The 16800-nt window shown below is 42.4% G+C and carries 7 protein-coding genes; 1 reads left to right on the top strand and 6 read right to left on the bottom strand.

Features of this window, described 5'->3' with window-relative positions; all coding sequences use genetic code 11:
- The first annotated feature begins 10 nt into the window (after window positions 1-10).
- Window positions 11-3394 (top strand): DEAD/DEAH box helicase, encoded by a 3384-nt coding sequence (locus QWZ17_RS20970; protein ID WP_290307268.1) that lies wholly within the window; start codon window positions 11-13, stop codon window positions 3392-3394.
- A gap of 4 nt (window positions 3395-3398) precedes the next feature.
- On the opposite strand, the gene QWZ17_RS20965 is transcribed toward QWZ17_RS20970, so the two are convergent.
- From QWZ17_RS20965 to QWZ17_RS20940, 6 genes are all read right to left on the bottom strand, one after another.
- On the bottom strand, window positions 3399-8720 hold the full coding sequence (locus QWZ17_RS20965) for an Ig-like domain-containing protein (protein ID WP_290307267.1): 5322 nt from the start codon (window positions 8718-8720) through the stop codon (window positions 3399-3401).
- Window positions 8721-9017: 297 nt separating this feature from the next.
- Complete coding sequence (locus QWZ17_RS20960; RefSeq protein WP_290307266.1) at window positions 9018-10019, bottom strand: glycoside hydrolase family 53 protein; 1002 nt, start codon at window positions 10017-10019, stop codon at window positions 9018-9020.
- Window positions 10020-10191: 172 nt separating this feature from the next.
- On the bottom strand, window positions 10192-12474 hold the full coding sequence (locus QWZ17_RS20955) for a glycoside hydrolase family 3 N-terminal domain-containing protein (protein ID WP_290307265.1): 2283 nt from the start codon (window positions 12472-12474) through the stop codon (window positions 10192-10194).
- A gap of 30 nt (window positions 12475-12504) precedes the next feature.
- Complete coding sequence (locus QWZ17_RS20950) at window positions 12505-14316, bottom strand: glycoside hydrolase family 9 protein (RefSeq protein ID WP_290307264.1); 1812 nt, start codon at window positions 14314-14316, stop codon at window positions 12505-12507.
- A 244-nt stretch (window positions 14317-14560) separates the two neighbouring features.
- Window positions 14561-15163: a porin family protein gene (locus tag QWZ17_RS20945; protein WP_290307263.1), complete on the bottom strand. Its 603-nt coding sequence runs from the start codon at window positions 15161-15163 to the stop codon at window positions 14561-14563.
- A gap of 191 nt (window positions 15164-15354) precedes the next feature.
- Complete coding sequence (locus tag QWZ17_RS20940) at window positions 15355-16788, bottom strand: TolC family protein (RefSeq protein ID WP_290307262.1); 1434 nt, start codon at window positions 16786-16788, stop codon at window positions 15355-15357.
- Window positions 16789-16800 lie beyond the last annotated feature (12 nt).

The raw sequence follows: 16800 nt of genomic DNA, 5'->3' as shown, positions 1-16800 counted from the left end.
GGAAAAATAAGTGGATACATTAATAGCTTACGAAGAGGATGACAGCCGGGAACATAGCTTTATCATTGATGATATAGCTTTTAAAGATATTACCGAAGTTACAATATTTCAAAGGTCCTCGGGAGGGTTTGACAATCATCCATCTTTATACAGGCACATAACTCCGCAATATATTGAAATAAATCACGGCATTTTTTATCATGATTATGATAAAGATTTTCCTTCGGTTGTTGTAGATCAAAAAGGTGATAAACTGACGCTTAGATGCTCCTGCAATTGTGCTCCAAACAGGTTATGCGTTCATCAGGCCCTGGTTTTAACCGCCATTATCAAAAAGGAAGATTTCTCCATATTTTTCAATCCTGGGTCAAGACACGATAAGCTTAAAAGAGCAGCTGTTGATTACGGTCTTGAAAATGAACCCAACCTTGATGAGTACCTAAAAGTTACTTATGATGACAGGCGTACCGTCATCAGCCCAAGGTTATCGTCGTTAATCCCGGTGACAAAAGATAGCCTTGATGCATATGCCGACCTTGTTTCTGCACCGGATACGTTAGCCTTACCAAATGACGATACAGATCGTTCGGTGTGTATAGTTGTAAAACAACATAAGTATTACAAATACTTGTTCATTGAGCTTTACAGCGCGCAAACGGCTAAAAACGGCAAAATAAAAAATCCGCTTGTGTTTATAAATCCCATGGAACAGATTTGGGATACTGATGACCACGAACGTTTAAAGTTTTTTACGGCGATAAATAAATTTCAAAATCATATCAATGGCAAAAGATCGCCCGCCGATATCATGGCGTTGCGGGCGATAGTTAAAAACCCATTGGGATATAATTTTTACTATCACAATAGTGAGGTTTCTGAAAATATCACAGCTACATCCATCGTGCCGGTGCAAGTTGCGTTATTGCCCAATAACATTAGTTTAAATGTAAAACCTCAGGGACTTTTTTATGAATTTACCGGCACACTTCGCTTAGGCCGACACACCTACGCACTGAAAGATCTTCAGATAAAGTTTACCTACTTTATTTTACTGAACGATAGGCTTTACCTGCCCGATAATATACAACTGCTTGGCATTATTGAGCTGATGAAAAAGCGTGCCGAAAATCTGCTTATCCATCAATCAAAATACAGTGAATTTAAAAGTAAGCTACTCAGTAAAATTGAGGATAAAATAGAGATAGCTTACCAGCATATTAAACCGGCAACCCCTGTTCAGTTAAAACAGGAAGGTTTTGATAAAGAAACCGAACAGATTATTTACCTGTCTGATTTTGGCAGCCATGTGATGATCATCCCGGTGATACGCTATGGTGAAAGCGAAATCCCCATTCGTACTCAGCGACAGATTTTTGGGGTAGACCAAAAAGGGAACGAGTTTTTGGTAAAGCGCGATGACCCGGCCGAAGTTGAATTTACCGCGCTGCTTGTGAAGCAGCATCCCTACTTTGCCGAGCAATTAGAAAACGACCTGCATTACTTTTACCTGCATAAAAAGCATTTTTTAGATGAAGATTGGTTTTTAAATGTATTTGCAGACTGGACAAACCACGGCATAACGGTGTTAGGCTTTAATGAGTTGGAAGGGAATAAACTAAACCCTAACAAAGTAAATATCACCATAAGGGTACTCAGCGGCATAAACTGGTTCAATACCGAAATCAGTGTGCGGTTTGGCAAAAAGAAAACTACCTTAAAACGGGTTCATAAAGCGGTGCGTAATAAAAGCAAATATGTGCAGCTTGATGACGGCACATTAGGCATTTTACCATTAGAATGGATCGAGAAATTTGGCAAATATTTTAACGCGGGTGAGATAACGGATGATGATATATTAAGCATTCATAAAATAAACTTCCAGGCACTTGCCGAGTTATTTGACCAACAGGTTATGGATGAGGAAGTTAAAGCCGAACTAATCACCTATAGGGAAAAACTTGTGGACTTTGATAGTATTAAACCTGTTGAAGTATCCCCAGATTTACTTGCTACACTGCGTCCTTATCAGCAACGGGGATTAAACTGGCTAAACTTTTTGGATGATTTTAATTTTGGAGGATGCCTTGCTGATGATATGGGCCTGGGCAAAACCATGCAGATCATTGCCTTCATACTATCGCTACGTAAAAAAACAGCGCACAAAACCAATTTGTTGGTGGTACCAACCTCGCTAATTTTTAACTGGCAGGCCGAGGTACAAAAATTTGCGCCCTCTATCAGGATTCATACTATTTACGGGGCCGATAGGATTAAAAGCACCGCTGGTTTTGATGGATATGAAATTATACTTACGTCTTACGGTACACTGCTTGCCGACATTACTTTTTTAAAAAGCTACCAGTTCAACTACGTTTTTCTTGATGAATCGCAACAAATCAAAAACCCCGATTCGCAGCGTTATAAAGCGGCAAGGTTATTAAAATCACGTAACCGGATAACTATAACAGGCACTCCTATCGAAAACAATACTTTTGATATTTACGGTCAATTATCCTTCGCTTGCCCTGGCCTTCTGGGCACCAAACAATATTTTAAAGATATTTACGCGGTACCCATTGATAAATTTAAAAGCCATAAGAGAGCTGCCGAGCTTCAGCATAAAATAAAACCCTTTGTATTAAGACGAACCAAACAACAAGTGGCTGCCGAGCTTCCCGAAAAAACAGAAATGGTTTTGTATTGCGAAATGAAAGAAGAGCAACGAAAAATTTACGACGCTTATGAGAAAGAATTTCGTGAATATATATCGGCAACAACCAGCGATGAACTGCGGAAAACGCCGATGAACGTACTTAAAGGCTTAACTAAACTACGACAGATATGTAATTCGCCATTATTAATTGAGGGCGAGAAACCGCCGGGGGCCGAATCGGCCAAAATTGAGCTGCTGATTGAGCAAATTCAAAGTAAATCCCATAAACATAAAATTTTGGTATTCTCGCAATTTGTATCAATGCTGGAATTGATTAAAATTGAATTAACCACACGCAAGATAGGCTTTTGCTGGCTTACGGGCAGCACGCGTAATCGCGAAGCGGTGGTAAACGAGTTTCAAACTAACCCGGATGTTACCGTGTTTCTCATCAGCCTAAAAGCAGGTGGTACAGGTTTAAACCTCACGGAAGCGGATTATGTTTACCTTGTTGATCCGTGGTGGAATCCTGCTGTCGAAAATCAAGCTATTGACCGTTCGCACCGTATCGGACAAAATAAACCAGTGGTGGCTGTCAGGATGATTTGCCCCGATACCGTTGAAGAAAAAATAATGCAAATGCAGGAATTTAAAAGAGGCTTGGCAGATACCCTTGTCAATACCGATCAATCATTTATCCAATCGCTCTCAAAAAGAGACCTGCTAAATATTCTTGGTTAAATCATCACCTTAACACGGTGACATAACCTGTAAATCTTTTGCTATCCACTTTGGTATCAACAATATAATAATACACACCAACAGGTACCGGCGATCCGTTACTGGTTCCGTCCCAAGGTACACCGTAACCCCTGGAATGAAATATCAAGGTGCCATATCGATTAAATACATCTACTGTTGAATTTTCATAGGCTACAAGACCAACTATCTCCCAATTATCATTAGTTCCGTCGCCATTAGGAGAAAAAGCATTGGAAACAGATAAATGTGGCGACACAATGACATAGGTAGTATCCGAAGTAACACATCCCAACTTATCGGTGATGGTTAATGTATAAGTTTGATTGACTTGGCCACCCGTAATTACAGGATTCTTAGCATGAACGTCATTTATGTTATTAGGATCTCCGGTGGTTGTCCATAAATAAGTTACGGTTTCATCTTTTACTATCGGATGTAAGGTAATTGTGTTACCTTTTAATACATATCGTACATGTTCGGTAGCCAAAACAGCCGGCGGTATAAACGTTACCTTCATATCGTCGGTGGTAGTATAACACTCGCCAGAATTGTTGATGTTAAAAGTTAATGTTACTGAACCTTTCTTTTTATCATTAACTCCTGGCAAATAAACGGCGTTAGGCTGGGTACCAGACTGAAATGTACCATCGCCAGTAGCGGTAGACCAAAAGCCGGTTGCGCCTGAAAGCAGAATTTTACCGGCTAATTGAACACGCGTATCCTGGGCGCAAATGCTCTGATCTATACCAGCATCTACGCCAGGCGTAAGTCCAAATTTCACAACTACATCGGCTGTAGCAACAGTACAATCGTCATTACTGGTCGATGATAGCGTTAATGTAACGCTACCGTTTTCTTTATCTTTAGCCGTGGGGATATAATTTACGTTACCAATGGTTGTAATTGATGGTGAAAAACCCGTGCCTCCGCTGCTGCTGCTCCAAATACCGGTTGTAGTACCGCCACCAACCGTGCCATTAAGAGATATTGTAGTGGCAGTAGTACAAACAAGATGAGGACCTGTGGCTGTTACCACCGGTGGTTTATTAACCTGCACTGTTGTTGGCCCCGGATCGCTTGTGCACCCACCTACCGTAACAAATAAATTATAGGTACCTGCAGCAGCTTCCGTAGCAGGTATATCTACGTTTTGCGATGTGGACGAAAAATTATTAGGTCCCATCCAAAGGTAAGTAGCCCCGGCAACTGACGGTGTGCGTAATTGTATTTTACTGGCCACGCAAACCGGCGAGTTGCTATTAGCTTTAGGAACATCGGGTTTGGGGTTTACGGTAACAATATGTGAAAAAGGATCACCGGTGCAACCGTAAGCCGATGGGGTTATAATATAAGTAACGTTGATAGGGCTGGTTGTTGTATTTATAAGAGTTTCATCTATCAAAGCTCCCGTTTTTTGGGTAGCGGCATTGCTAATACCTGCAACAGCGGCGCGTTTCCATTCAAATGTGGCCGAAGGAACGTTTGATGTGATCGTATAGTTCTGCGGCGTTTTATTACATGCTAATGATACAGCGTCGCTGGTGATATTTACTTGCGGATATACAGTAACTATCCAATTGAAAGGCGCCCCATCACAATCATTTGTTTTGTAATTGATGGTGTACGGCACATCAATAGGCTCCGACGTTGTATTAAATAAAACCTCCTTTATTACCGCTGAAGCCTGCCCGTTAACCGCGGCATTTAAAATACCGGGGATTGCAGCCCTACTCCATGTAAAAATGGTGTTTGGCGTGGTAAAAGTTATGGCGTAATTAGCGGTTGTACCATAGCAAACGTTATCTTTTGCATGGCTTACTATAGTTGGTGTTGGATAAACTGTTACAACATAATCAATGGGCTCGCCGGCACATGTACCATTCATTGGGGTAATTACATAAGTAACATTGATAACATTGGGCGTAGTATTCACCAGGGTTTCCGTAATATCAGTTGTTGTTTGGTTGGATACTGCAGCATTTGTTATACCTGCAACCGCCGCCCTGCTCCATAAAAATGCAGCAGTTGGTACATTTGAAGTAATTGTATAGCTTAAAGGGTTGCCACTACAAACAGGATCTGATGATCTGCTGGTGATGTATGGTGCCGGAGTTACGGTAACAGTTATTCTTTTGCGCGGACTTACACATTGCCCTATTGCCGCTTGTACCTCGTAAAATGTACTATTGGTTAAAGTGGTACTTGTAAACGACGCACCGGTGCCAACGGATTGTCCCGACTCATTAAACCATTCATAAGTACCAACAGAGCCGCTTGCGTCTATTTTAACAACATTGCCGCTGCATGTGGTTATAAGATCATTAGGTACCACTGGTGTTGACGGCACGTTATAAATGGAAACGGTAACCTGCGTGCGCGGACTGGTTAGGCCATTAACAGTGGTTGATACATAATATGAGGTGGTAGTGGTAAGTGCAGGAGTTTGAAAGTTTGCGCCTTGTTGTAATGAACTTCCTCCAACAGCATCCGCATACCAATCGTAAGTTCCGCCCGGCGCGGTAGCTGTAAGCGTTACGCTGCTGCCAACACAAGCCTGCGTACTTTGCGCTGTTGGTGCAGGCGGTATGCTATTAAAAGTAATGGTAACTGTTGCCGTTTTGATGCCACAGGCGCCCGGAGGATCGTTAGAAGTTAAGGTTAATTTTGCCTGTAATTCATCCACTGCCGGGGTATATACAGCGTGCAAGTCATTAACATTTGAAAACGTGCCCGCTCCGCCGCTCCATGTACCAGTTACGCCGCTGCTTATACTGCCGTTTAAAGTAACCGGCGTATTAATTGGCACGCTTTTATTTGAACCGGCGCTTACAGTTATAGCTTTATCAATTGTTATTTTAGCTTGCGATACAGAACCGGTAAAGGCGCCGCTGGCAGGTATAGCATTTGTTACCGTATAGGTACCTGGCGCCGTTTTTGAAAGATCTATCTCGCCCGTATAATCGCTCACAAATGTTAATCCGGACGGGCTGGCACTGAAAAAACCGGCATTAGCACCCGGGTCAAATATTGGTTTAGGATTACTACCAACCTGGCACACCGGTGTATCATACCTAAATGACGTTGAGGGATGATCTGTAATTGTTATAATGGATGAATAAGTACCAGAGCAAGTACCATTACTGGTGAGTACTATTTTGTAGGTACCGGGAGTGCTTGCCGCAGCATTGATTTGCCCGGTAGTTGCATCAACAAATACCACACCCGCAGGGGCACTAAATATACCCGGACCTGAGGGATTATCAATAATGGGGGTGGGATTATTACCGGATTTAACTATGGTGCTTGATGGGTAATGAAAGCTGGTACCACCAATATTTACCTTCACATCAACCTGCGTACGGGCGCTAATGCACGTACCCGAAGTGCTTTGTACATAATAACTCTTATCGGCATAAATGGCATCAGTTTGATAATTGGAGCCTGTATGCAGCGATACGCCGCCTGCGGGCACCTCAAACCAATCTATAGATTGGCCGGCCGGGGCCGTTGCCGATAAACTGGCAGTTTCTCCAGGGCAAATTGTTGGCCCCGGATTTACTACGGGTGCCTGTGCCGCCGGTTTTACTGTAACCTGAACAGCGGTTTTATTACTTGCACAACCGTTGTTACTTACCTGAACGTAATAAGTAGTGGTGGCCGTTAACGCTGGTGTATTAAAAATTTTACCTACCTGTAAAAGATCGCCGGCGGCGTTATACCACGCATAATCACCGGCTTGTCCGTCGGCTGTTAATGTAGCTACATCACCACTGCAAATACTTGCACCCGTTGCGGTTGGTTGGGTTAAAGGGGCAAGTACCGGAACCTGCACAACCGTTCTGGTACTTGTACATGATCCTATAGTGGTTTGTACGTAGTATGTTGTAGTTGCCGTTAAAGCCGGGGTTGTAAACTTTCCATTTTCGGTTGTAGGCAAGGGAGTACCTCCGGTGGCTGTAGTAAACCACTGATAATTACCGCCCGGAGCGGTTGCTGTTAGCACAGCGGTAGAGCCGTTACAAATAACAGGTGGGTTAATAACGGAGGGTTGCGGAACAGGAGCTGCTACAACCACATTTACCGGAGTCAGGGCGCTGCTACAACCACCGTTTACTGCCATAACATAGTAGGTGATATCGTGGGTTAAAGCAGGAGTATCATAAGTAGTGCCATTTTTAAGCAGATGTTTGCCGTTTGCATCAGAGTACCATTGATACGCTCCGCCGGTGGCGCTGGCCGTAAGGTGCGCGCTACTGTTATAACAGGCATTTACCGTTTGGTTAGCCGGTGCAGATGGTATTGGGTTAACGTTAACCGTAACAGGTACACGGTTGCTTAAACAACCGTTTAAATCGGTTTGCACATAGTAGGTGGTATTGGCTGTAAGCGTCGGCGTGGTATAATCCGGGCTTATAATAAGGGGGCTGCCGCCCGATGCCACATCATACCATTCAACAACACCCGCTGGCGCATCAGCATGTAAAGTAATAACATTGCCGGAGCATACTCCCTGGTTTGGTGAAACTACAGGTGATTGTGGGGCTGATGTCACATAAGCGGTAACGGGCGTACGGCCACTTGTACAACCGTTAGCAACAGACTCCACATAATAAGTAGTGTTGTTTGTAATTGAGCTAATATTTAAAATAGCGCCTGAATTTACCGACGTTGTTGATGAGGGGGATGTATACCATTGAAAATTATCGCCGCCGCTTACCGATAATGTTACTGGGCTCCCGTAACACGCGGCTCCATCATGAGCTGTGGGGTTTGAAATATTGGTTACAACAACAGTTGATCTTGCACTTGTACAGCCGCTACTTGTAGCTTCCACGTAAAATATGGTAAACGTAGTAACAGGATCTGTATCGTAACTGGTTCCGGTATGAAAAGGCGTGACATCTGTTGCATTTTTATACCACTGGAAGCTATCCCCTCCAGAAGTGATGGTAAGATGGGCACTGTTGCCCTGGCACACTATCCCCCCACCTGTTACGGTAGGTGGATTAGGCGTAGGCGTTATATTTACTGTTGTATTACCTACAGCAGTACAACCCGATGATTTATCCGTTACCGTTACCGAATAGCTCCCAGCTTTATTAACGTGCGCAACATTGGTTGTTTCGCCGTTACTCCAGGCATAACTATAAGAGCCGCTTCCGCCGGCAGGTGTTGCTGTTAAAGCTATAGTGTTACCTGCGCAAATACCAGGTTCTGAAGATGTTATACTGACACTTAAAGAACATTGGCTATAACTGCGTAGCGATATAAACAAAAAAACAAATACAATTAAACGGCTCTTCATTAACCTTAATATCTTTAGTTTTTAGCTTTTTTGATAATGGGGTAAAGGTTAAAATTAACTCCCAAATGAGAAGTAAACTATTTATAACCATTATCATACGGCTTTAAACATTGTACGGCTCAAATAAAATATGCCCTTTTTACGGTTTCACAGTTAAAATAGTTTGCTTTAAGCTTAAAATACCTGTTGTGATTATCATTTTTATGCCCAGCGGCCTTGAGTACGTATTTGATTGCAAAAAAAACGGCCCACAGGACTGGTTCTCATTACTATTAATAGCATGTATAGAGTAAAGCGTTAATCGGCAAATGCGTCTAAAGCGTTAGTGGGTTTACCCGTAGTGTCAAAAGCACCTAAAGCATAACCCTGCCAGTTGTTATAACTCTCCGGCTCCCAATAAAAAACACCTAAACCACTCCCGCTGTCAACAGATTTTACTTTACTGATAATATCCGAAAGAAAAGCTTTTGATTCAGCAGGTGCACCTGCCTCCATCCCAACTTCAACCACCATAACAGGGGTTGAATAACGGCCAACCATATCGTTCATATTAGTAAAGCATTGCGCATCAAGGGTTGACCAGTTTGTTTTTGATGGGTATAAAGACATGCCTATAATATCCCATTTTGCGCCGTTTGCTTTTAAGCCATCAAACATCCACCTAAACAAACCATTATCATAGCCGTTAGAGATATGGATGATAACTTTAGTAGCGGGGCTAACTTCCTTAACCGCGGCATAACCGTTTTTAATTAATGCTGCAAAATTGGCCATGCTTTTTGAGGCCCTCCCCTCTTCCCAAAGCATTCCATCATTTGTTTCGTTGCCAATTTGTACCCAGGTGGGTGCTATGCCGTTGTCCTTTAAAGTGCTCATCACACTTTTGGTGTAATCATGCAAGGTAGCTGTAAGTGTTACAAAATCAAGAGAGGCCCAGGCGGCGGGTTTGGTTTGTTTGCCAGGGTCAGCCCAATAGTCGCTGTAGTGAAAATCAATCATGATTTTAAAGCCCTGTTTTTGAGCGCGAATCGCTTTGGTTAACAGATCGGCAGTGTTACAATAACCATCTGTTGGATTTACCCATGCCCGCAGCCTGATGGAATTAAACCCCAAACTTTTTAGTAATACAAACAAGTCCTTTTGAGTACCGGTTTTATCATAAAATTTAATCCCCTTTGCTTCCATTTCGGTAACCCAGCTCACGTCGGCCCCCTTGGCAATTGTTACCGGCGTATCAACCGGGTGTGTTTTGATTGGTGATTGAGTAGGGCTATTACTTTTTGAACAGGAAAAATTCAAGCAAAACGTTATTAGTATTAGTCCTGTGCACAAAATCTTTTTCATCTGCGGCATAATTAATAGTTGGCCAGCAAAGGTAAGAAGCAAAATTGGTTATAAAAACAACACCTATTATCATAACAAAAGCACCGTCATCTTTAATAACGGTGCTTTTGTTTGCATATTAACGGTATTACAACTTTCCTGTTCTTGAAGGAGCGCTTAAAGCAGATACATAGTTAAACGTTTGGGTTTGGTCGCCTACCTGGATTTTAAATTCTCCGGCTTCGGTAACTGTTTTGCTTATATCATTTACAAACGCTAGGTCTTTTGGCGTAATCTTAAAGCTTACCGTTTTTGTTTCGCCTGGTTTTAATAAAATTTTATCGTAAGCCCTCAGCCGTTTGGTATCCGGCGAAATGCTGGCGTATGATTGGCTGGTGTACAATAAAACCGATTCTTTACCTTCAATCGCCCCGGTATTTTTAACATCAACAGTAACTGTTAAAACTTCATTATCCTTTAATTGGGGCTTGCTGATGTGCAGGTTATTGTAGCTGAAAGTGGTATAGCTTAAACCATAGCCAAATTCATACAGCGGATTGTAGCCATGTTTATCATCAGAATTACCGTTCTCCAAATTTTTACGGTAGTAATTGTTTAACGCGTTGGTATAACGAGGATAGGTAACTGGCAGCCTGCCAGATGGATTTACATCGCCAAATAAAACACCGGCAATAGCATCTCCACCTTCATTGCCGGGCAAATAAGCCATTACGGTAGCGGCAGACAGGCTTTCGGCATCAGTAACAACACGTGGCCGGCCTTCTGCAAGTACTAATATTATCGGTTTACCAGTTTTTGCCAAAGCTTGCGCTAACTGAATCTGGGCAGCCGGTAAATTCAAATCATCAATATTACCTACGTTTTCGGTATAGGATAATTCTCCAAGGCAAAGTACTATCGCATCAGCTTTTTTAGCGGCTTTGATGGTTTCATCTATATTTTGAAGGCTATCAAATGCGGCACCGGCTTCATAGCTTACATTATCCTTACCAATTTTTTGTTGCACTGCCTCCAAAATGGTGTTTTTGCCGGCCGCGAATTTATCCGACTCATCACCTTGCCACGTATAGCTCCACCCACCATCTAATGAACGCATGGTATTAGCCGTAGGGCCGGTTACCAGTACCTTCATATCTTTTTTAAGCGGCAGGATATGGTTATTGTTTTTAAGTAAGGTAATGGCTTCATTGGCCGCCTGTACACTTACCTGGCGGTATTCTTCCGATCCGAATTTTGGATAATCTTCCGGATTACCAACCGGGCGGTCAAATAAATTCAGCTCGTATTTTACTTTCAAAATGCGGTGCACGGCTTCATTGATGCGACTCATCGGCACTTTACCTTCTTTAACCAATTCAACCAGATAGGTAAAAAAGGTATAATCATAAGGCACCATGCTCATGTCAACACCCGCGTTCACGGCAATCATCACGGCGTCTTTTTGGGTTGCGGCTATATGGTGACGGTCATGCAGATACTGAATATCGCGCCAATCGGTTACAGCTACACCCTCAAAATGAAGTTCGCCACGCAGTACATCGGTAAGCAGGTATTTGCTGGCGTGTACTGGTACCCCGTTAATCTCGCCCGAGTTGATCATCAATGTTTTGGCACCGGCCTTTACAGCCTCGGTAAACGAAGGTAAAAAGTACTCGCGCATATAACGATCCGGAATCCAGGCAGGCGTACGGTCTTTCCCGCTCAACGGAAAGCTGTAACCCAGGTAATGTTTCATACAGGCGGCAACGTGATATTTATCGCCAACATTGTTACCCTGGTAGCCTTTTATAATGGCTGCTCCCATGGTTTTAACCAGGTAAGGATCTTCGCCAAAAGTTTCATAGATACGTGGCCACAATGGTGATTTACCTAAATCCAATACCGGCGAATAATTCCAGGGGATATAACTGGCTCGGGTTTCATACGCGGTGATCTCCCCTGCCTTATGGGCTATATCACGGTTAAATGTTGCTGCCATAGCTATCTCCTGCGGAAACAGTGTACTACCGGTGGTATAAGTTACACCATGAATAGCGTCGATACCATAAATAACCGGGATTTTTAGGCGGTCCTGGTCTGCCGCTTTTTGTATGGTAGAGATCACCTCATACCAATGCGCGCGATCATAAGCATGTCCGCTTACATTCAGGATAGAACCCACATGATATTTCATGATAGCCTCTTTCAATTTATCGGCATCGAGCTGGTGATTAGGTACATTGGTTTTGGATACCACATCAGAGGCAACTTCGGTCATTTGCCCTACTTTTTCCTCCAGCGTCATTTTAGCTATCAAGGCATCCACTTTTTTATCAATAGCGGTTGATGACGGTTTTGTTTGAGCCTGTACCGGTTGGGAAATTACATGGAGCAAAAATAAACTTGCTGCCGTTATGTAAATTTTTCGCATTTGTTGATTGATTTGAATTTGAGAGATATTTTATTTTGTCGGTTTTGAATTTGAAGTATGTTGAAGTTGTAGCTGCAAAGCTTCTATAGCATTGGCTAAGTAAGCTATCGGGGCGTTCCAGTTGATGGTTATTTCATTAGCGGCATAGGCTCTTGTATCATCAATATAAGCTTCATCCGGCACTTTCGAAGGTACTTTGATGCCATCTTGCATACCAGGATTAGGGCCACCTACCAACAAACCCGGAACAGGATCAACAATACCATCACTTGCCGACGGACGATGGTGCGGGTGCATAGGTGTTTTACTACCATAACCGGTAACGTAAGCGTACCCGGCAGCGTTTCTCCCTAAAAGGTAATCAAGATTGGCAAGGGCGTTATCGAGGTATTTTTTATTGTGTGTTAAATTATAGGCCTGTAGCAGCATTACCCCTTCATTAGCCGCCTCGGAATTACTTCCCCAGCCAAAATGCTTTACAGATAATGTCATAGCGGTTTGCCAGGCATTGTCCTCTACCCCATTGATCAGCTCATCAGCTGCGGCTAATAGTCGTTTCTTTATTTCCGGCAAATCGGCAACGGCTTTAACATCTGCCTGATTCTCATTTTTAAGCAAAGTATAATAACCCAAAAGTTTTACCTGCCCCCAGGTTGGTACCGGCATTTTGTCATCGGGTAAAAGGTTGATATGCTTTAAATAATCCGCATCGTGAGTGGTCACAAATAATTCGCTCGCGACCCAGATAAATTCATCTGTAAAATTGTAGTCGCCATAACCTCCCGTTGTTACCGGTGGACTAAACTTCCTGTTATTTTCTTCCTGCCGATATGCCACTTTAGGATTTTCAACAGCCCACTTCCAGGCATTTTTGGAGGCCTTTAAACAAGAATCGGCCAGGCCTGGTGTTTGTTGCGGAAATTGTTTAAAAATTCGGGACGCCTGCGCCATTACCGCCGCGAAATCCAAGGCCGCGGCAGTTCCTTTTTGCACAACGTATCTTGGCGTTTTATCTTTGTCCGGCATTTCAAATTTATCAAATGCGGCGTTGGTTAATTTATGATATACGCCGCCGTCATTAGGGTCCTGCATGGTAAGCATCCACCGTAAATTCCATAAGACTTCATTCAGTAAATCGGGCAGGCCATTTCCGCTCTCCGGAATATTAAGTTTTACTGATTTCATGTAATCCGGAAAATCCTCGTATAACGAAAGCAATGTGCTGGTGCTGATGCCGCTGTTAACTACATATTTGTTGTAGTCGCCGGCATCATACCAGCCCCGTGGGGACGATATAATAGTACCGGCAGGCCTTTTATCGCTCGCGGCAGACGGATGGATTAAAACGCTTGTATCGGGGTGTCCTTCGGTCCTGGCCCACTTGCCTGCGTATTTTGCAGTAATCGGTGTAGATGCCCGCATAAAATAATAAGCCTTAATAAGGCCGGCGGCTAATTTTTGATGAATATTCTCTTTGATAGAAAACGGATATGAGTAACCCAGCCCCTTTATATATAATTTATATTCGCCTGCTTTTTGTAGCGCTGTAAAATTGGCTATGTAAGTTGTTTTTCCAGAAAATGCAGGTTTAACAGATTCCTTTAAATTGCCGGTGAAAACAACTTGCTTTTTAGTATTTTGGATGGTAAATACGGCCGGGCTCCCTGTTAAAACTACTGCTGTTTTTATGCCATTAGGATAAAAGCCTACCTGGTTTAACCGTATCTGGTTTGATGCAGTATCTTTTACCTGGGCCGCGCATGGCCTAATTAGTATCAACAGAAAAAAAATGCCGGCAATATGAGTAACAACGCTGGCGGTTGGTTTAAAATTTTTAAACATAATGGTACACCTTATCCAGGTATTTGCAGTAATACAAATGGTAGATAAATATAGGTGTACTAAATACAATAAGTATAATACTATTATGCCGATTTAGCTTGAATTTATAATACAAAAAAAACAATTATTGATACGATACATCCTCTCCTTTGCTGCCCGAATCATATCAAAATAAAAATACATGCCAACAAAAAAGACCCGCCATTTACGACAGGTCTTTTGATCTTTTTTGGAGGCTATTAGCTTACAGAGAAAATATCTTGTAAGCTAATGACAGGCTGAAAAGGCTTACCCTGGTATGAGAATTATCCGGCCCGTAACCAATTTTGTTTAAACCACCTTCGTAACGCAGATCGACAGAAAAATCTCTGATATCAAGACCAGCGCCAAGTTGTATGCCGTAATTGGCGTCTTTGTAATTCAAATTTACCGCCTCTTTTGTAGCGCCCGATAAACTCTGATCTTTATTTACAGAGAATGAAAAAACTGGACCGCCATAAAACCGACCGCCTAAACCAAAGGCTCCAATTTTACCACCAACCAATAGCGGTAAATCAACACTGGTAAATTTTGCTTTGTTGGTATTTCCGGCTTCATCTTTAATGTCGATGTTTTTTGAAGTATAGTAAAGCTCTGGTTGAAAATTAAAACCAAGCCCGCCTACTCTCGCCCAAACACCGGCCAAATAGCCTGCTTTGTTATCATTGTTATATAATCCATTTGACGGAAAAGTTGAATAATTAAGCCCCGCTTTGGCCCCAAAAGAAAAACTTGGAATAACCTGGGCAGACGCAAGCCCTGCCGATACCAGTAAAATAGCTAAAGAAAGTAAAATTGTTTTTTTCATTTTCATAGGTGTTTAAGTTTGTAAATCGACCTTAACGCTTTAGATGATGAGGTTAAGGCCAGCGCTAAATTAGGAATATCCGGTCTATATTTCCTGCCTTTAGCGGTAGAAAATATAAAGCCGGATATCAACGATCAAATTGCTGGGATAAATTTAATCTCTTTTTACCGATCCCCAATATTTGGCAACCGTTATAATGTAAGTTTTCCCTGGTAGTAATCTAATATTTTGTTGTAGATGTAGCAATCATAACGTGCGTTAATCATGTTAATCTTCGATCTATCCAGGTTGTTTTTAGCTAAAACGAAATCATAAGAAGTTAAAACGCCGTTGTTGAAACGAATTTCAGCAATCCTGAAAGATTCGCCGTAAGCTTTTACCTGTTCAAGCAAAACAGTGTAGCGCTCATAGGCCGATGTCATGTTAAGATAGGCCTGTTCAACATTTTGCTTTAAAACTATCTTGGTATTGTTTTCTACATATTTTGCTTCTTCGAGGTTAATTTTTGCCAATTTTACCTTATTGCGGTTTTGGAAATAATTAAGAATAGGAATCTGCAGGTTTAAACTAACCTGTGTGCTGTAGTTGTTTTTAAACTGATCATAGTAGCCAATGGTATGGTTGCTGTAATTAGCCTGTGTAGCATAAACAGCCTGTTTAGTACCGCCAGCTCCGTTTACAAAAGAGCCGGTGTTCACCGTGGTTGAATCAATAAACTTTGAACTTTGCGCAGCGCTGGAATAGTTGGTGAAAATACCGGCACCCAATGAAAGCGTAGGCAATAAAGCTCCCTGCGCCACTTTAACGCCCTTTTCGGCGCTTTTGCTTCTTAGCTCGGCAGCTTTAATATAGGCAAGTTGTTGCAACGCGGCGTCATATACCTGATCAGAGCTCGCGCCTGTCTGCGTGGATACGTCCTGTACGGATAAAGGCTCCAGTTTGAGGCTTTTATTGTACGGGATATTCAGCATCTGCATCAGGTTAAGTTTTGAAACCTCTAAGGCATTTTTAGCCGATACTAAGTTCAACTGGTTATCGCCGTAAGTACCTTTTAAATCATACAGATCAGATGGCAGCTTATTGGCGCCCTCTTTTTCCAATATATCCAGGCGTTCAACTTGTTTTTTTGATACATCTAACTGGTTGGCAACCTGGCCGAGCAATTCGGCATTATCCAGCACCTGCAAATAAGCCGTAATTACGTTAATGGTAATTTGATCTTTAGCTTGCTGAAAGTCCATTTTGCCTGCCTGGTATGAAAGTGATGTTTGCTTAATGTTATTTAAGTTTTGCATCCCGCTAAACAAGGTAAGGTTACCATTAAGGCTATAGTTACCATAAGTAAGCGACTGGGTAACATAGCTGTTGGTAAAAGGGTTAATGTTACGCCCGTTGTTAATACCGTGGTTAACCGCGCCGTTTATGGTTGGCAGTAAATATTCCTTGGCTTGTTGGTAGCCAACCTCAAGACGTTCCATCTGTAGTTCGCTTTTCTTTACGTCGAGGTTGTTTTTTATGGCGATGTCAACGCATTGCCTTATGGAAAGAACAGAATCTGTTTGCGCCTGCGCATTAATGGCCTGCACGGCAATCAAACTAAAAAATATAAATTTAAAATATCGCATTACTATATGGAT

It is taken from the genome of Mucilaginibacter flavus, assembly GCF_030409315.1.
GTDB lineage: Bacteria > Bacteroidota > Bacteroidia > Sphingobacteriales > Sphingobacteriaceae > Mucilaginibacter > Mucilaginibacter flavus.
The sequence above is the reverse complement of the archived record's forward strand: the minus strand, read 5'-3'. Positions and strand labels throughout refer to the sequence as shown.